Annotated in this window: 16 protein-coding genes, 1 tRNA gene and 1 riboswitch; of the genes, 5 read left to right on the forward strand and 12 right to left on the reverse strand. The window is 69.7% G+C overall.

Annotated features, from left to right (window positions below):
* Window positions 1–269: 269 nt before the first annotated feature.
* The 3 genes from AC06FP_RS03170 to AC06FP_RS03180 all read right to left on the reverse strand — a co-directional run bounded on the left by AC06FP_RS03170 (window position 270) and on the right by AC06FP_RS03180 (window position 2,305).
* The gene (locus AC06FP_RS03170; protein ID WP_456117316.1) at window positions 270–461 is read right to left on the reverse strand and encodes a hypothetical protein; all 192 of its coding nucleotides are present in this window, start codon (window positions 459–461) and stop codon (window positions 270–272) included.
* A 92-nt stretch (window positions 462–553) separates the two neighbouring features.
* Window positions 554–1,354 (reverse strand): helix-turn-helix transcriptional regulator, encoded by an 801-nt coding sequence (locus tag AC06FP_RS03175; RefSeq protein WP_478074459.1) that lies wholly within the window; start codon window positions 1,352–1,354, stop codon window positions 554–556.
* Between the two features lie 492 nt (window positions 1,355–1,846).
* Window positions 1,847–2,305, reverse strand: a complete 459-nt coding sequence (locus AC06FP_RS03180; RefSeq protein WP_456119491.1) for a winged helix-turn-helix transcriptional regulator — start codon at window positions 2,303–2,305, stop codon at window positions 1,847–1,849.
* A gap of 171 nt (window positions 2,306–2,476) precedes the next feature.
* Between AC06FP_RS03180 and AC06FP_RS03185 the strand changes: the two genes are divergently transcribed.
* Complete coding sequence (locus tag AC06FP_RS03185; RefSeq protein ID WP_478074460.1) at window positions 2,477–3,655, forward strand: MFS transporter; 1,179 nt, start codon at window positions 2,477–2,479, stop codon at window positions 3,653–3,655.
* A 115-nt stretch (window positions 3,656–3,770) separates the two neighbouring features.
* Here AC06FP_RS03185 and AC06FP_RS03190 read toward each other — a convergent pair.
* The 4 genes from AC06FP_RS03190 to birA all read right to left on the reverse strand — a co-directional run bounded on the left by AC06FP_RS03190 (window position 3,771) and on the right by birA (window position 6,359).
* Window positions 3,771–3,846: transfer RNA gene (locus AC06FP_RS03190), tRNA-Thr, on the reverse strand.
* A gap of 39 nt (window positions 3,847–3,885) precedes the next feature.
* Window positions 3,886–4,650, reverse strand: coding sequence for an SPOR domain-containing protein (locus AC06FP_RS03195; protein ID WP_478074461.1), 765 nt, complete (start codon window positions 4,648–4,650; stop codon window positions 3,886–3,888).
* A 9-nt stretch (window positions 4,651–4,659) separates the two neighbouring features.
* On the reverse strand, window positions 4,660–5,397 hold the full coding sequence (locus AC06FP_RS03200; RefSeq protein ID WP_478074462.1) for a type III pantothenate kinase: 738 nt from the start codon (window positions 5,395–5,397) through the stop codon (window positions 4,660–4,662).
* Entirely contained in the window at window positions 5,394–6,359 is a 966-nt protein-coding gene (gene birA, locus AC06FP_RS03205; protein ID WP_478074463.1) for a bifunctional biotin--[acetyl-CoA-carboxylase] ligase/biotin operon repressor BirA, read from the reverse strand. Before birA ends, AC06FP_RS03200 begins: the two co-directional genes overlap by 4 nt.
* Before the next feature lie 128 nt (window positions 6,360–6,487).
* Here birA and AC06FP_RS03210 point away from each other — a divergent pair, with 128 nt between their 5' ends.
* Both AC06FP_RS03210 and AC06FP_RS03215 read left to right on the forward strand, forming a co-directional pair.
* Complete coding sequence (locus tag AC06FP_RS03210; protein ID WP_456117322.1) at window positions 6,488–6,775, forward strand: hypothetical protein; 288 nt, start codon at window positions 6,488–6,490, stop codon at window positions 6,773–6,775.
* Entirely contained in the window at window positions 6,742–7,542 is an 801-nt protein-coding gene (locus AC06FP_RS03215; RefSeq protein ID WP_478074464.1) for a M90 family metallopeptidase, read from the forward strand. Before AC06FP_RS03210 ends, AC06FP_RS03215 begins: the two co-directional genes overlap by 34 nt.
* A gap of 112 nt (window positions 7,543–7,654) precedes the next feature.
* On the opposite strand, the gene AC06FP_RS03220 is transcribed toward AC06FP_RS03215, so the two are convergent.
* The 4 genes from AC06FP_RS03220 to dusA form a co-directional block, all read right to left on the reverse strand.
* Complete coding sequence (locus AC06FP_RS03220; RefSeq protein ID WP_456117324.1) at window positions 7,655–9,082, reverse strand: ATP-binding protein; 1,428 nt, start codon at window positions 9,080–9,082, stop codon at window positions 7,655–7,657.
* A gap of 21 nt (window positions 9,083–9,103) precedes the next feature.
* Complete coding sequence (locus tag AC06FP_RS03225; protein ID WP_053520384.1) at window positions 9,104–9,787, reverse strand: response regulator transcription factor; 684 nt, start codon at window positions 9,785–9,787, stop codon at window positions 9,104–9,106.
* Window positions 9,788–9,857: 70 nt separating this feature from the next.
* Window positions 9,858–10,229, reverse strand: a complete 372-nt coding sequence (locus tag AC06FP_RS03230) for a PepSY domain-containing protein (protein ID WP_456117325.1) — start codon at window positions 10,227–10,229, stop codon at window positions 9,858–9,860.
* 186 nt (window positions 10,230–10,415) lie between these two features.
* Window positions 10,416–11,423, reverse strand: a complete 1,008-nt coding sequence (gene dusA, locus AC06FP_RS03235; RefSeq protein ID WP_478074465.1) for a tRNA dihydrouridine(20/20a) synthase DusA — start codon at window positions 11,421–11,423, stop codon at window positions 10,416–10,418.
* A 126-nt stretch (window positions 11,424–11,549) separates the two neighbouring features.
* On the opposite strand from dusA, the gene AC06FP_RS03240 reads away from it, so the two are divergent.
* Together AC06FP_RS03240 and metE are read left to right on the forward strand one after the other, a co-directional pair.
* Window positions 11,550–11,882, forward strand: a complete 333-nt coding sequence (locus AC06FP_RS03240) for an SMR family transporter (RefSeq protein ID WP_456117336.1) — start codon at window positions 11,550–11,552, stop codon at window positions 11,880–11,882.
* Between the two features lie 52 nt (window positions 11,883–11,934).
* Window positions 11,935–12,171: riboswitch (cobalamin riboswitch) on the forward strand.
* A gap of 207 nt (window positions 12,172–12,378) precedes the next feature.
* Window positions 12,379–14,667, forward strand: a complete 2,289-nt coding sequence (gene metE / locus AC06FP_RS03245; protein WP_478074466.1) for a 5-methyltetrahydropteroyltriglutamate--homocysteine S-methyltransferase — start codon at window positions 12,379–12,381, stop codon at window positions 14,665–14,667.
* A gap of 35 nt (window positions 14,668–14,702) precedes the next feature.
* On the opposite strand, the gene AC06FP_RS03250 is transcribed toward metE, so the two are convergent.
* On the reverse strand, window positions 14,703–15,395 hold the full coding sequence (locus AC06FP_RS03250; protein WP_478074467.1) for an MgtC/SapB family protein: 693 nt from the start codon (window positions 15,393–15,395) through the stop codon (window positions 14,703–14,705).
* Window positions 15,396–15,437: the final 42 nt, after the last annotated feature.

Below are 15,437 nucleotides of genomic sequence, written 5' to 3' on the forward strand. Positions count from 1 at the left end.
CCATCCGGCGGCCGCGCGGCGCGGCCGTTGCCCAGGAAACCTTGGCGGACAAGGGGTTACCGACCACTCCCGGCTCTTTCGGGCAACTGTCCCCTCACCCGGCGAGCTTTGGGGCCCGCTCAAGGACAGGGCCAGCGGCATCTGTACAGGCCGGCCGGCTCCGCTGCCGGCTTCGTCGTGCAGGGTGACAGCCCGCAGTGAAGAAGGCGGCAGTCAGACTGGAAACGAAAAGCCCCGCCCGAAGGCGGGGCTCCTGCCGATGCCGGGGTTCAGATGCCGCACAACGACTCGAGACACTGGTCGTACTTGGCCTGGCAGATATCGGGATTGCCGCCGGTGGACATGCAGTTCCGGTAGATGGTCTCGCATGGTTTTCCGCACCATGCGGCAGACGCCGTGCCGCCGAAGACGGCCAGGGACAGGAACCCGATCGCCACCCCACGCTGGATGATTCGTTTCATGCCGCATCCTCTTTGAGCCTGTCATCAGGCTCGGCCGAGGCTATGGATCAGGGGCCAGCGAAGCACCACATCCGATCACAGTCCAGGGGAAATCAGATTTTTCCTACATGATCCGGATCGCCGAGCCACAGGCTCATCAGTCCGGCGCGGCTGCGCACGGAGAACTTCCGGAACAGGGAAACGACATGCTGGTGGGTGGTCGAGACGGCCAGTCCCAGCTGTTCGGAAATCTCCTTCTCCGAAGCACTGGTCAGCAGAAGCCGGAGCACCTTGCGCTCGGTTGGCGTCAGCGACGATCTGGCGGCCAGCACGCCTTGGATGATCATCAGCTGGCGATGGAACCATTTGATTCCACGCAGCGCATAGGAAAGCAGTTCGACGTCCCGCTTGCCGAAGGTGGCATGGGAGTGGAAACCATAGTGTGATTCGGCGTGCTGGCTGACCGGAAAGCCGATCCAGATGGAGTCCATTATTCCGAAGCATGCGAAATGGTTCCGGTAGAACGGGCCGTCGAACCATTCGCCGGGCATGTCCCTGCGCAGGCCATAGGCCCGGAAACTGCCGACGTTCCGCATTGCCAGCATCAGGTGGGGAGCGGCGTCCACGCCGCGGCTCCAGAGCCCCTGGATTTCCTTGAATCCAGCGCTCTGCCGGGGAGAATCGATGGGGTGAAGCAGTTGCGTGACCGGTATGCGCCAACCCTCGAATGGACCGCGGCACTCCGGTTGCGTACCGAGGCGGGTCGCCCCGTCCCAGGTCGCGTTGAAGGCACCCGTCATCTGGCACAGCCTGCCCTGAAGATGCCTGCATGCCGCCTCGGCGTGGACTGCGCCAAAGTCGGCCAATTCGTCCCACAGGATATGGATTTCGTCCTTCTGTTCCTGGTTGAGCATCTTCTCTTTCAGGATGTTGTCCGAATGCGTGCCGCCCGGAGCTCCCTGCCGACCGGTGGCGTACCTGTGCGGCCGGGAGCTCCCGTCCACGCCAACGAGACCGTGCATTCCGCGGATGAAAGACCGATCAACAGGGGAGACGGAGCAAGCCCGGTTCCCCTGGACCTGGAGCCGCCGGTCGTCAACGGCGGGAAAGACCGATGCCGGCCATTCTCTACGAGGGCATGTACGGCGACGCATCCCACCAGCAGATGACAGATATCGGTTGGGCCAGATGCCGGCAGGAGCCGGCTGTTTGAATGACATGCCGGCGCCATGCCGCATCGATGCAGCATCGGCCGGTACCGGCCGGGCACCTTCCGCTCCGTCCAGTGGATCTCCCCCGACGGCGACGGCAACTGCAGAAACAGCATCGTTGCCCGTGCCACCAAGGGGGTACGACGCCGCGCTGGGCATGCATGCAAGCCCGGTGCGAGCGCCGCTGCTATTGCACTACCGTGTGCCCTGGCTCACTTTCCGCACCTCGGCGTCGGCAGGCCGCAGCAGGGCCCCATCCTTCGCTTTTGGCGACATCGCAGGCACCGCCTTGCCCGTGCGCTTGTCGACCAGCACCGAATGGCGCTCGCCGGGCGCGAACAGGTGCCGCTCGCCCCATTGACGCAGGGCCACAACGACAGGAAAAAGGCGTTCGCCCTGTGGCGTGAGCACGTACTCCTGATAGGCCGTGCCATCGGAGGCATCCTGCAGGGCCAGGATGCCGGCGTCGACCAGCTTGCGCAGCCGGTCGGCCAGGATGTTCTTCGCCGCGCCGAGACTGCGCTGGAAGTCGCCGAAGCGGCGCATGCCATCGAAGGCATCACGCACGATGAGCAGCGACCAGCGATCGCCGATCAGGTCGACGGATCGGGCAACGGGACAAGGTTCATCGCTCAAGGGCTTGCGGAGGGGCATGGCGTCACCCGGAGACATGCTGTCGATTTGGTTGCATTTTAAAACCACATGATCCAGCATTCAATCGGTTTCTATTTGAAACCAGATTGCGATGGAACCACGGTCATGAAGCCTTCTCTCACATCGTCCATGCCGCCGGTAGGCGGCCACGGAACTGCCCGACCCGCAGACATGCCCCGCCGCCTGGTCTGGCTGTTCGCCATCGCCAGCGGCTTGAGCGTGGCGAATGTCTACTACGCACAGCCCTTGCTGGACGCGCTGGCCCGCGACTTCGGCATCGGCCATGCGGCGGTCGGCGGCGTCATCACGGCCACGCAGATTGGTTGCGCGCTGGCCCTGCTGTTGCTGGTGCCGCTGGGCGACCGGGTGGATCGCCGTCGCCTGATGGCAGTGCAGCTCCTGGCACTCGTGGCCGCCCTGGTCGCCGTGGGCCTCGCGCAATCTGCGCCTGCGCTGCTGGTCGGCATGCTCGCCGTCGGCTTGCTGGGCACGGCAATGACGCAGGGGTTGATCGCCTATGCGGCCAGTGCCGCCGCATCCCATGAACGGGGCCGTGTGGTAGGCGCGGCCCAGGGCGGGGTGTTCATCGGTCTGCTGCTGGCGCGGGTGTTCGCCGGTGCCGTCAGCGATGTTGCGGGCTGGCGTGGCGTGTATATCGGCGCCGCCGTTCTGATGCTGGCGATTGCGGTTCCGCTGTGGCGGCGGCTGCCGGCCCTGGCACCGGCAGGCCCTGCGATGGGCTATCCGCGTCTGGTCGCTTCCATGCTGACGCTGCTGCGCCATGAAAGGATGCTGCAGGTGCGCGGCGTGCTGGCGCTGCTGATGTTTGCCGCCTTCAGCATCTTCTGGAGTGCGATGGTCCTGCCGTTGAGCGCACCGCCCTACAGCTTCTCCCACACGGTCATCGGTGCCTTCGGCCTGGTCGGCGCCGTTGGCGCGATGGCCGCCGCACGCGCCGGGCGCTGGGCAGACCGGGGGCATGCCCAGCGCACCAGCGCGGCGGCGCTGACCGTACTGCTGCTCGCCTGGTGGCCGCTGTCGCTCATGGAAGAGTCGTTGTGGGCACTGATGATCGGCATCGTTCTGCTCGACCTGGGCGGGCAGGCGCTGCATGTCACCAACCAGAGCCTGGTCTTCCGCAGCCGACCCGAAGCGCACAGCCGGCTGGTCGGCCTGTACATGCTGTTCTATGCCGCTGGCAGTGGGCTGGGCGCCATTGGCACGACAATGGCCTATGCGCATGCGGGCTGGCGAGGCGTCTGCCTGCTGGGCGCGGCGGTCAGCCTTCTGGCGCTGCTGGTCTGGTGGACCACGCGGCGCGCAACGCTCCAAGTGGCCGCCCAGACCTGAGCGGGAACCGGGGCCCCAGCGATTGGGTGCCGCCGCTCACGCTCCCAGCCGGACCGCTCTTCCAGCGGGTTCATCGCGCATCCTGGATTTACCTGGACGCTGCTGGATCGGGCGATGGTGCCGCTTATCCGAATCGAACGGATGACCTACTGTTTACAAGACAGTTGCTCTACCGACTGAGCTAAAGCGGCGATGATTCGCACGGGCATCGGCGATGCGCCCGCGGCATTCTAGCGCAGGCGGGCGCAGTCGAGCGATTGCTGCTGCGGGGCGCCGCTGCGCCCGCGCAGGTCTTCCATGCTGGCGGTACCGGCGTAGGCCGCATCCAGCCACCAGCGGGCGGCGGCCTCCGCGCCATTGCCGACGATGCGCGCCGGGAAACCCGCTGCCGTCAGTGCGGCAAGGCGCCGTTCGGCGCCTTCGCGGTTGCGGTATTGGCCCAGTGCCACGGCGTTGGCGTCCTCGCCCTGGGCGATGATGAAGTAGTCGCTGAAACCGGCATCCACGATGCGCTTGACCATGGCCTGCGCATCCTCGCGGCTGGCCGCCGGCGGGATGAGCACGCGGTAGCTGGTTGCCGCCTTCGGCGGCACTTCGCGCAGACGCGAACGCACCAGGTCCGCGCGCAACGCGGTCGCGGCCGCCTGGGCGCGGTCCCTGCTCTCGAACGGCCCGAAGCTGGAACATTGCTGCGGACGTGGCGACGGGGCCGCGGCGGGTTCGACCGTTGCCGCAGCGGTCGCGGCGGCGGCCTTGCGCGCTTCCGCCGGCGCATCGACCGGCGCCGGTGCCGGAGTCGGGGGGGCCACGGACGGTGACGTCGACACCACCGCGGAGGCCGCTTCCACGGCCTCCATGGGAACGAGCTCCAGCGTCGCCACGCCGGCTTCGGCGGCTTCGGGCGCCCTCGCAGGTGCCTGGCGTGGCGTCATCCACCACAGCGCGACGCCGAGGTTGAGGATGGCCAGTGCGACGATCGTGAAACGAATCAGCATGGTGCGATCCTAGCGTTCCGGCGCGCGCTGGTGCACGGCCCAGCGGGCCAGCCCGTCCAGCACCAGGGCCGGCCGGTGTTCCGCCTCCGGCAGCAGCGGCAGCAACGGGACCGCGCCCCCGCCATGCATCACCAGCGCCGGCGCGGTGCCCAGCAGGTCGGCACCGTGGCGCAGGCTGCGTTCGACCAGCGCCACCGCCGCGCCGTCGCAGCCGGACGCCAGCGCGTCGGCGGTGTCGTTGGCGAACTCCGCATAGTCGCCGCCGCTGGCCGGCAGCTGCGCGGCGCGCGCATGCAGGGCTTCGCGCATGACCGTGGGCGAGGCGCCGATGCGCCCGCCAAGATGGCGGCCATCGGCATCCATCAGGTCGATGGTCAGCGCCGTGCCCACGCCGACCACCAGCACCGGCCGCTGCGCGTCGGCCGCGGCCAGCAGGGCCAGGAAACGGTCGACACCGAACTTCTCCGGACGCGCATAGGCAATGGTGACGCCGGCGCAGGCCGGCAATGTCCTTGCCACCTCCACGCGCGCGAAACGGGCATGCAGCAGTTCCATCACCGTCGCGGTCAATGCCGGCGACGCGACGCTGGCCACCCAGGCGGTGTCGCCGCGCGGCAGGGCGTCCAGCGCGGTCGCGGTCATCGCCTCGGCGCCATGCGCCCACGCCTGCACGCTGCCGGCAGCGACGCCGTCGAGCGGTGCGAACTTGAAGCGCGAATTGCCCAGGTCGAACAGCCAGTCGCTCATTGCGCCCTCACGCTGACTTCGCCGGCATGGAACTGGCGTTCGCCGCCGTCGAGGGAAAGGCGCAAGGCGCCGTCCTCGGCCAGGCCAAGCGCGGTGCCTTCATGCAGGGTGCCCGCTTCCTCCACGCGCACCGTGCGGCCGGCCAGCACGTCCATGGCCGCGTAGCGCGGCAGGAACGGCGCCAGCCCCTGCCGTTCGAACTGGTCCAGCGCCGGCAGCAGATGCGACAGCAGCGTCGCGACCACCTGGTTGCGGGATACCGGCGCGCCGGCCAGCGTGTCCAGGTCGATCCAGGGCTGGGTGATGTCCGCGGCGATGGCAGCGGGCATGCGCACGTTCAGGCCGAGCCCGATCACCGCGCGCGCCGGGCCGGCGAACTCGCCGCCGCCTTCCACCAGCAGGCCGCCGAGCTTGCGGCCATCGACCAGCACGTCGTTGGGCCATTTCAGGCCGGCCGCGGCAAACCCCAGCGCATGCAGCGCCTCGCCCACCGCCACGCCCGCCGTCAGGCTCAGCCCGCCCATGCGCGACAGGCCGCCGGCAAAGGCCCGCGACACCGACAGGTAGATGTTGGCGGCCAGCGGCGAGGCCCATGGCCGGCCGCGGCGACCGCGGCCGCCGGTCTGGCGTTCGGCCAGCAGCACCTCGACGCCGCGCAAAGGCGCGCTGCGCCGCAGCAATTCGCTGTTGGTCGAGCCCACCGTCCAGCCGATCTCCAGCGCCGCGACGGACGCGGCCACATCGGGCGCCAGCTGCCCCAGGATGCGGTCGCGGTCCAGCAGCTCCAGCGGCTGGGCCAGCCGGTAGCCGTCGCCGGCACGGCCCTCGATGGCCACGCCAGCCGCCCGCAGCCCCTGGATCCGCTTCCAGATGGCGGCCCGGGTCTGGCCAAGCCCACGCGCCAGGGCGTCGCCGGAGAAGGCGCCCTCGCCCAGCTTGGCCAGCAATTCACGGTCGTCCACGACGGATCTTCTGATCGCAACAGATCGGCCGATTATGCGTGAAGGCGCCCGGGCCGCCCATGGGGCCTTCCAATCCCGCCGGAAAAGCAGGCTAGAATCGGGAACTCAACCGCCCCCGGATGTCGACGATGCGCCGTACCGCCCATTGCCTGATCCTGCTGCTGGCCCCCGTGGCCGCGCATGCCGCGGAGGCGATCGACACCCCGGCCCGCAATGGCTGCACCTACGCGCCGGGCGAAGTGGAACGCGTGGCGGCGCCAGCCGCCTCGGTGAACCTGGCCAACGCCGCGCCCCCGTCCCAGCCCAAGCACGCCATGCCGGCACCGCCGCAGGCAGGTGGCGGCAGCGACGAGGAAATCATTCCGCGGCTGCGCGCGCCGAAGTGGCACCGGCTCCTGCCCGGGATGTTCCGCTGATCCAGTCGTTGCTGCGCCGCTGGCGGCGCAAGCCCCCTTCCGTGGATGAAGCGCTGTGGCAGGCCACCTGCCAGGCATGCCCCTGGCTGCATGCGCTGGATGCCGGCCGCCAGCAACGGCTGCGCGCGCTGGCGGCGTACTTCCTGCAGCGCAAGGCCATCACCCCGGTGGCCGGGCTGCAACTGGACGAAGGCCAGCGCCTGCTGCTGGCCGCGCTGTGCTGCCTGCCACTGCTCGAGTTCGGGCAGGAAGGCCTGCATGGCTGGTCCGAACTGGTGGTGTATCCGGAAGCGTTCCGGGTGCGCCGCAGCCACATGGACGCGGCCGGTGTACTGCATGAGTGGGACGACGAGCTGATCGGCGAAGCCTGGGACAGCGGCCCGCTGCTGCTGTCGTGGGCCGACGTGCAGGCCGACATCGCCGACCCGCGGTCGGGCTTCTGCGTGGCGGTGCACGAGATGGCGCACAAGATCGACGTGCTGGACGGCGCGCTCGACGGCACGCCGCCGCTGCCGCGCGACTGGCAGCGGCAATGGGCGCGCGACTTCCAGCACAGCTACGACGCCTTCTGCAGGCAGGTGGACGCCGGCCGCGACACCGCGATCGACCCCTACGCGGCCGAGGCGCCGGAAGAGTTCTTCGCCGTCGCCACCGAGTACCACTTCTCGGCCCCGCAGCTGCTGGAGCGGGAAATGCCGGCGGTGGCCGCGCACCTGCGCCGCTTCTACGGGCCTTCGCCGTTCGCGATGCCACCGGAGACCCCGTAGGAGCGACTTCAGTCGCGACGGATCTTCGCGGTGAAGCATTCGCGACTGAAGTCGCTCCTACGCTCGCTCATGCGGCCGCTCCTTCGGCGGCGCCGGATGCTTGCCGCGCGGATCACAGGCCCGGCGGCAGCGTCACTTCGAACCGCGCGCCGCCCAGCTCCGGCGAGCGCTTGACCTGCAGCTCGCCGCGATAGTCCTTGATCAGGTCCTGCACGATCGACAGGCCGATGCCATGGCCCTGCACGCGCTCGTCGCCGCGCACCCCGCGCTGCAGCACCTTGGCGATGTTCTCCTCGGCGATGCCGGGGCCGTCGTCGTCCACCGCCAGTTCCAGCCCGGCACGCCGACCGGGCGCGCAGGGAATCGGGCGCACGGTCAGCAGCACGCGGCGCCGGGCCCACTTGAAGGCGTTTTCCAGCAGGTTGCCCAGCAGCTCCTGCAGGTCGCCCGGCTCGCCATAGAAGTTGACGCCAGGCTCCAGCTCGAACTCGCACAGCACGCCCTTGCTGGCGTAGACCTTCTCCAGGCCGCGCACGATCTCCTCGGCGGTGGACTCGATCGGCACCGGCGCGGAGAACAGCTTGTGACCGGACGAGGCGGCGCGGGCCAGCTGGTAGGACACCAGGTTGTTCATGCGCTGCAGCTGCACGTCCAGTTCTTCGCGCAGCGCGCCGTCTCCAGCACCGCTGTCCAGCTGCGTGCGCAGCACCGCGATCGGCGTCTTCAGGCTGTGCGCGAGGTCGGCCAGGGTATTGCGCTGGCGCTCCAGGTTCTCGCGCTCGCTCTCGATGAAGGCATTGATGCTGTCGGTCAACGGCTCCAGTTCGCGCGGGTGCATCTCGCTCATGCGCTCGCGCTCGCCGCGCTGCACGCGGGTCAGCTCATTGATCACGCGCTTGAGCGGGCGCAGGCTCCATTGCAGCACCAGGGTCTGCAGCAGCAGCAGGATCAGGCCGGTCACGCCCAGCCAGAACCACACCGCGCTGCGGAACACGCGCAGCTGCTTGCCCAGCGCGCGCGAATCCTCGAGCACGTAGATGGTGTAGGGGAATTCGCTCTCGGGCGTGCCGTCGCCGCCCCAGACCAGGCCCATGCCGTAGCGGTAGACCTCGCCGGGCGCGCCGTCGATCTGGGTGATCGGCAGCGGACCTTCGAAGGTTTCCTCGCGCGGCTCGAGCATGCGCGCGCTGACGTCGGGCAGGATCGGCCCCTCGGCGGACATGGAGTTGCCGGAATGGCCCGGCATCACCACCTGCAGGTACAGGCCGCTGCCAGGCACGTCGAAGCGCGGGTCCGGCGGTTGTTCGCGGATGTAGAGCGAGCGGTCGCGGGTGAAGTCGATGCCGGCCGCGTAGGCGGTGGCGTAGTTCTTCAGGCGCTCTGAGAGATTGGCGCGGGCGGTACCGGCGAAGGCCGCGTCCAGCGCGTAGCCGGCCAGCGCGAGGAAGGCCACCAGGCCCACCGAGGCGGCCAGCAGCTGGCGCGCCTGCAATGAACGCGGCCGCCAGCGCCGGAAAAACCACAGACGGCCGTAGATCATGCCCGTACCGCGCGCGGCGGATCAGCCCTCGTTGCGCGGGATGGCGAAGCGGTAGCCGCGCCCGCGCACGGTCTCGATCGGCTTGAGTTCGCCGTCCGGGTCCAGCTTCTTGCGCAGGCGGCCGATGAACACTTCCAGCACGTTCGAATCGCGGTCGAAATCCTGCTGGTAGATGTGCTCGGTCAGGTCGGCCTTCGAAACCAGTTCGCCGGCATGCATCATCAGGTATTCGAGCACCTTGTACTCGTAGCTGGTCAGGTCGACGTTGCTGCCGGACACGCTGACCGTCTGCGCGGCCAGGTCCAGCGCGACCGGGCCGCATTCCAGCGTCGGCTTGGACCAGCCGGCGGCGCGGCGCAGCAGCGCGTTGACGCGGGCCAGCAGCTCTTCGACGTGGAACGGCTTCACCAGGTAGTCGTCGGCGCCCTGCTTCAGGCCCTCGACCTTGTCCTGCCAGCTCGAACGCGCGGTCAGGATCAGCACCGGGAATTTCTTGCCTTCATCACGCAGCGCCTTGATCAGCTCCATGCCCGACATCTTGGGCAGGCCCAGATCGATGATGCCGACGTCGAACGGCACCTCGCGGCCCATGTACAGACCTTCCTCGCCGTCCTGCGCGGCATCGACGGCAAAGCCTTCCCGCTTGAGCCGGGCTGCCAGGGTCTCGCGCAGCGGGGCTTCGTCTTCGACCAGAAGGATACGCATGAACTCTCCCTAGTTGCTTGGCCGGCGATCACCGGCATGTGTAAGCGGATTGCGGGACAACTATCGCTGTTCAGGAGTTATCGCCGCGTGGTGGCTGCTCGACCTGGCGCGGCCCCCGGGGCGCCCGTGGCGACGGCGGCGCGTCGTCCATGTAGCGCACCCGGCCGCGGTCGTCCATGTACTTGACCCGGTTGATGTCGCGGCCGTCGTAGGGCACGCGCTCGGCGCCGAGGATGCGGCCGCCGGTCTCGCGCTGGACGCGGCGCACTGCATCGGAAAGCGAGCCAGCGTTGTCGCGCATGCGCGGACGCGGCATCTCCCGCACGTCGCCGCGCATCTGCTCCGGCCGGCCGTCCTGCGCCCAGGCCTTCGCCATCGGCATGCCGGCCGCGAGGGCGGCAGCGGCGGCGAGGACAAGAATGTGACGCGGAACCGGAAGCATGGGCTGATCCTATCGGACTGCGGCGGATCGTTCAAAATCCGTGAAACAGGGCTCCACGGGAATTTTCACGAGACTCACGAAATCGAGGCAAATTCTTGATTTTTAGGGGTGAATCCGGTCTGAACTCTCCCGGCCGTGCACCCGCTTCGTTCAGCTAGATGAGCAAAATGAATGCGCAGCAGGAGCTCAGGCCGCGGCCCGCGCCGCCTGCTCGCGGGTCACCTGCACGGCCTGCTTGACCAGCGCCCAGTCGGCCCCGGGTCGATGCGCGCCCTCGCTGAGCACCTTGCGGAAGGCGCGCCCACCGGGCTGGCCGTGGTACAGGCCGAGCAGGTGGCGGGTGATGTGCTTGAGCGCCAGCCCGCCCTGCAGTTGGGACTCGACGTAGGGCCGCATCTGTTCCAGCAGGTCCTCGCGGCTGCGCAGGGGCGCGCCGGTCTGCGCCGCTTCGAGCAGGTGCAGGACATAGGGGTCGTGGTAGGCCGCCCGGCCCAGCATCACGCCGTCCACATGCGCCAGCTGCGCCTGCGCGGCCTCGACCGTGGCCAGCCCGCCGTTGAGCACCACCGGCAAGGCCGGACGTTCGGCCTTGAGCCGCCACGCCCAGTCGTAGCGCAGCGGCGGGATCTCGCGGTTTTCCTTGGGCGACAGGCCCTGCAGCCAGGCGTTGCGCGCGTGCACGACGATCATCGCCGCGCCGGCCTGCACCTGGCGGTCGACGAAGGCGGCGAAGGCGTCGTAGTCGTTGTCCTCGTCCACGCCCAGCCGGCATTTCACCGTGACCGGGATGTCCACCGCCGCGGCCATCGCCGCCACGCATTCGCCCACCAGCTCCGGCTCGCGCATCAGGCAGGCGCCGAAGCGGCCGGCCTGCACGCGGTCGGACGGGCAGCCGCAGTTGAGGTTGACCTCGTCATAGCCCCAGTCGGCGGCGATGCGCGCGGCCTGCGCCAGCAGCGCCGGATCGCTGCCGCCCAGCTGCAGCGCGAGCGGGTGCTCGCTGGCGTCGAAGCCGAGCAACCGCTGGCGGTCGCCATGGATCACCGCATTGGCGTGCACCATCTCGGTATAAAGCCGCGCGCCGGGCGCGAGGATGCGGTGGAACACCCGGCAATGAGTGTCCGTCCAGTCCATCATCGGGGCGACGGACAGGCGCAGGGAGGCGGCGTAGCGCGGGTCGTGGTTCGGCTGCAAAACGGGTGGTTCCGGACGTGGAGTCGGCTTCGCCTGCGGCCTGGAATGGCGGCGCAGGGGATGCCAAGGGTAAACGAAGCGCCTGAACGGGACCGCTCCCCGGCCTTGCTGGGCGAAAATGGGCCCATGAACGCCTATGTCCTGCTCGCCTGCGCCATTGCCCTGGAAGTCGCCGCCACCTCGCTGCTCAAGGCCTCCGACGGCATGAGCCGGCTGTGGCCGACGCTGGGCTCGCTGATCGGCTACGGCCTGTGCTTCTGGCTGCTGTCGATGGTGATGAAGTCGGTGCCGACCGGCATCGCCTATGCGATCTGGTCCGGGGTGGGCATCGTGCTGATCTCGCTGATCGGCCTGGTCGTGTTCAAGCAGAAGCTCGACCTGCCGGCGCTGATCGGCATCGCGCTGATCTGCGCCGGGGTCGTGGTGATCAATGTGTTCTCGCGCTCGACCGCGCACTGAGCCCCCGCCTGCCCGATCCGCGCGGTCGCTTGACCGGCTTCGCGCGCCCGCCTATCGTGGGTGCGCCGAAGGTATCCATCGCTTCATGCGCATGAAGGGATGATTTAAACGGGAATCCGGTGAAGCGCGGCCGCAAGGCCCGCCATTCCGGAGCTGCCCCGCAGCGGTGAATGGAAACGACCGCCGTCATCGAGCACTGGGCCACGGCCCGGGAAGCGACGGCCACTAGGCGGACGCAGCCGCGTCCCTGTCCATCAGCCCGAATACCGGCCTGGGCCGGGAGGCGCGACGCCTCCTGTTTCGACCTGGCGTCTCCGCGGGGAGGCGGCCGGAACCGTCCGCGCGGCCGCGCGGCGGCGCCGTCTGCCTTCGCCGTGGAGCCCGGTTCGCCCGCGGGGGCGAAGGTCGCTGGCGGGGTGGCGGGCGGGCCGGAAGGGCCGGCGCGGCATCGCGCGGTTCCTTCGTTCCTCAATGCCCACGCAATGAGGAAAGTGCCATGACAACCGTTACCAACCTGGGGTTTCCCCGCATCGGCGCGCGCCGCGAACTCAAGCGCGCGCTGGAAAGCCACTGGCGCGGCGAGAGCGATGCCGCGCAGCTGCAGGCCACCGCCGCGGCGCTGCGCGCCCGCCACTGGCGGCTGCAGCGCGAGGCCGGCGTGGACGTGCCGCCGAGCAACGACTTCTCGCTGTACGACCATGTGCTCGACACCGCGTTCCTGTTCGACGCCATTCCCGAGCGCTATCGCGCCCTCGCCGGGCGCGACCCGCTGGCCGCGTATTTCGCGATGGCGCGCGGCCTGCAGCAACCCGGCGTCGACGTGCCCGCGCTGGAAATGACCAAGTGGTTCGACACCAACTACCACTACCTGGTGCCGGAACTGCAGGCCGGCCAGCGCTTCTGCCTGCGCGGCGACAAGCCGCTGGCCGAGTACCGCGAGGCGAAGGCGCTGGGCATCGAGACGCGGCCGGTGCTGCTGGGGCCGGTGAGCTTCCTGCTGCTGTCCAAGACCACCGACGGCAGCGAGCCGCTGGCCCTGCTCGACGCCCTGCTGCCGGTCTACACGCAGCTGCTCGACGCCCTGCAGGCGGAAGGCGCGCAGTGGGTGCAGCTGGACGAGCCGGTGCTGGTGCAGGATCTGGACGACGCCGCGCGCACCGCCTTCAAGCGCGCCTATGCCCACCTGGCCGATGGCCCGCATCCGGACATCCTGCTGGCCACCTATTTCGGCGCGCTCGAGGACAACCTCGCGCTGGCCACGGCGCTGCCGGTACAGGGCCTGCACGTGGACCTCGTGCGCGCGCCCGAGCAGCTCGACGCGGTGCTGCGCGCGCTGCCGGCCAGCCGCGTGCTGTCGCTGGGCCTGGTCGATGGCCGCAACGTCTGGCGCAACCCGCTGGATGGCGCACTGGTCCTGGCGCGCTATGCGCTGGGCCATCGCGGCGGCGAGCGGCTGTGGCTGGCGCCGTCGTGCTCGCTGCTGCACTGCCCGGTCGACCTGGCGCTGGAAAGAAAGCTCGATGCCGAACTGCGCGGCTGGCTGGCGTTCTCGCGGCAGAAGCTGGGCGAGCTGCGGCTGCTGGCCAACGCGCTGGACGGCCATGCAGGCGCCGAGGCGGCGCTGGCGCCGGCGCGCGCGGCGGCCGAATCGCGGCGCCGCTCGCCGCGCGTGCACAATGCCGCGGTCAAGGCACGCACGGCCGCGCTCACCGCCGCCGATGCCCGCCGCGCCACGCCGCATGCGCGCCGCCTGCCGCTGCAGGCCGCGGCGCTGCGACTGCCGCCCTTCCCCACCACCACCATCGGCTCGTTCCCGCAGACGCCGGAAGTGCGCGAAGCCCGCGCACGCCACCGCGCGGGCAGGCTCGCCGACGCCGACTACGAGGCCTTCCTCGCCACGCAGACCGAACGCTGCGTGCGCGCGCAGGAGCGGATCGGGCTGGACGTGCTGGTGCACGGCGAGTTCGAGCGCAACGACATGGTCGAGTACTTCGGCGAGCAGCTCGATGGCTTCGCCTTCACCGGCAACGGCTGGGTGCAGAGCTACGGCTCGCGCTGCGTGAAGCCGCCGGTGATCTACGGCGACGTCAGCCGCCCCGCGCCGATGACGGTGCGCTGGTCGCGCTACGCGCAGTCGCTGACCGACAGGCCGATGAAGGGCATGCTCACCGGGCCGGTGACGGTGCTGCAGTGGTCGTTCGTGCGCGACGACCAGGAGCGCGCGCAGACCTGCCGGCAGATCGCGCTGGCGCTGCGCGACGAGGTCGCCGACCTGGAAGCGGCCGGCATCCGCGCCATCCAGATCGACGAGCCGGCGCTGCGCGAGGGCCTGCCGCTGCGCCGCGCGCAGCGGCCGCATTACCTGGCATGGGCGGTGGAGGCGTTCGGCATCGCCGCCAGCGGCGTGGCCGACGCCACCCAGATCCATACCCACATGTGCTACGCGCAGTTCAACGACATCATCGATTCGGTGGCGGCGCTGGACGCGGACGTGATCTCGATCGAGACCTCGCGCTCGCGCATGGAGCTGCTGGATGCGTTCGCGCGCTTCGACTATCCCAACCAGGTCGGCCCCGGCGTGTACGACATCCACTCCCCGCGCGTGCCCGACCGCGCGGAGATGGTGGAGCTGCTGCGCCGGGCCGCCACGGTGCTGCCGGCGGGGAAGTTGTGGGTGAACCCGGACTGCGGCCTGAAGACCCGCGGCTGGCCGGAAACGCGCGCGGCGCTGGAGGCGATGGTGGAAGCGGCGCAGGTGCTGCGCGGCGAGTTCGCGGCCGCCTGAGGAACACCCGGAGGCCCGGCAACGGGCCTCCAGGGTCAGCTGACGGCCAGTCCGGGCAGTTCCACCGAGACCACGCCCTCGACCCGGCCCAGCTGTTCGGCCTTGGCCAGCAGCTGTCCGCGCGGCAGTGGCGGGTCGCAGTCGATATCGACGATGTCGTTGTCCTGCTCGCGCGGGCGCAGGGTGATGCGCTTCACCGGCAGGCCGGCGTCGCTGGCCGCCGCTTCGACACGCGCCAGCGGCGTGCCCACCGCCACGCGCAGGCGCAGCCGGCCGCTGCGCGCGCGGCGGCGCAGGTAGCGCTGTTCCAGCGGCTTGAGCAGCGCCAGGATCGCCCACATCAGCACCGTCGCCATGATCGCCGCCGCGTACAGGCCGGCACCCGCGGCCAGCCCCACCGACGCCACCGCCCACAGCCCGGCCGCCGTGGTCAGGCCGCGGATCACCTGCTCGCGCTGCAGGAACAGGATGGTGCCGGCGCCGAGGAAGCCGACCCCGCTGACCACCTGCGCGGCGATGCGCGAGGGATCGAGCTGGATGTTCGGGTGCCCCAGCACGTCGAAGAAGCCGAACGCGGACACGATGATGGCCAGCGCCGAGCCCACGCAGACCAGCATGTGCGTGCGCAGCCCCGCCGCCCATTCCAGGCGCCCGCGGTTGATGCCGATCACCGCGCCGAGCAGGGCCGCCAGCAGCAGCCGCAGGCCGAGTTCCCACCACTGGATCATTGCCGCCTCCCTATCGCGTGCCGTTGCCGCAGTGTAGGCCGA

The sequence above is a fragment of the Stenotrophomonas sp. Steno-Z2 genome (assembly GCF_056393235.1).

Coding starts and splice junctions, on each gene's coding strand:
- AC06FP_RS03170 (WP_456117316.1), bottom strand. CDS start 461: ATGAAACGAATCATCCAGCGTGGGGTGGCGATCGGGTTCCTGTCCCTG.
- AC06FP_RS03175 (WP_478074459.1), bottom strand. CDS start 1,354: ATGCTCAACCAGGAACAGAAGGACGAAATCCATATCCTGTGGGACGAA.
- AC06FP_RS03180 (WP_456119491.1), bottom strand. CDS start 2,305: ATGCCCCTCCGCAAGCCCTTGAGCGATGAACCTTGTCCCGTTGCCCGA.
- AC06FP_RS03185 (WP_478074460.1), top strand. CDS start 2,477: ATGCCCCGCCGCCTGGTCTGGCTGTTCGCCATCGCCAGCGGCTTGAGC.
- AC06FP_RS03195 (WP_478074461.1), bottom strand. CDS start 4,650: ATGCTGATTCGTTTCACGATCGTCGCACTGGCCATCCTCAACCTCGGC.
- AC06FP_RS03200 (WP_478074462.1), bottom strand. CDS start 5,397: ATGAGCGACTGGCTGTTCGACCTGGGCAATTCGCGCTTCAAGTTCGCA.
- AC06FP_RS03210 (WP_456117322.1), top strand. CDS start 6,488: ATGCGCCGTACCGCCCATTGCCTGATCCTGCTGCTGGCCCCCGTGGCC.
- AC06FP_RS03220 (WP_456117324.1), bottom strand. CDS start 9,082: ATGATCTACGGCCGTCTGTGGTTTTTCCGGCGCTGGCGGCCGCGTTCA.
- AC06FP_RS03225 (WP_053520384.1), bottom strand. CDS start 9,787: ATGCGTATCCTTCTGGTCGAAGACGAAGCCCCGCTGCGCGAGACCCTG.
- AC06FP_RS03230 (WP_456117325.1), bottom strand. CDS start 10,229: ATGCTTCCGGTTCCGCGTCACATTCTTGTCCTCGCCGCCGCTGCCGCC.
- AC06FP_RS03240 (WP_456117336.1), top strand. CDS start 11,550: ATGAACGCCTATGTCCTGCTCGCCTGCGCCATTGCCCTGGAAGTCGCC.
- metE (WP_478074466.1), top strand. CDS start 12,379: ATGACAACCGTTACCAACCTGGGGTTTCCCCGCATCGGCGCGCGCCGC.
- AC06FP_RS03250 (WP_478074467.1), bottom strand. CDS start 15,395: ATGATCCAGTGGTGGGAACTCGGCCTGCGGCTGCTGCTGGCGGCCCTG.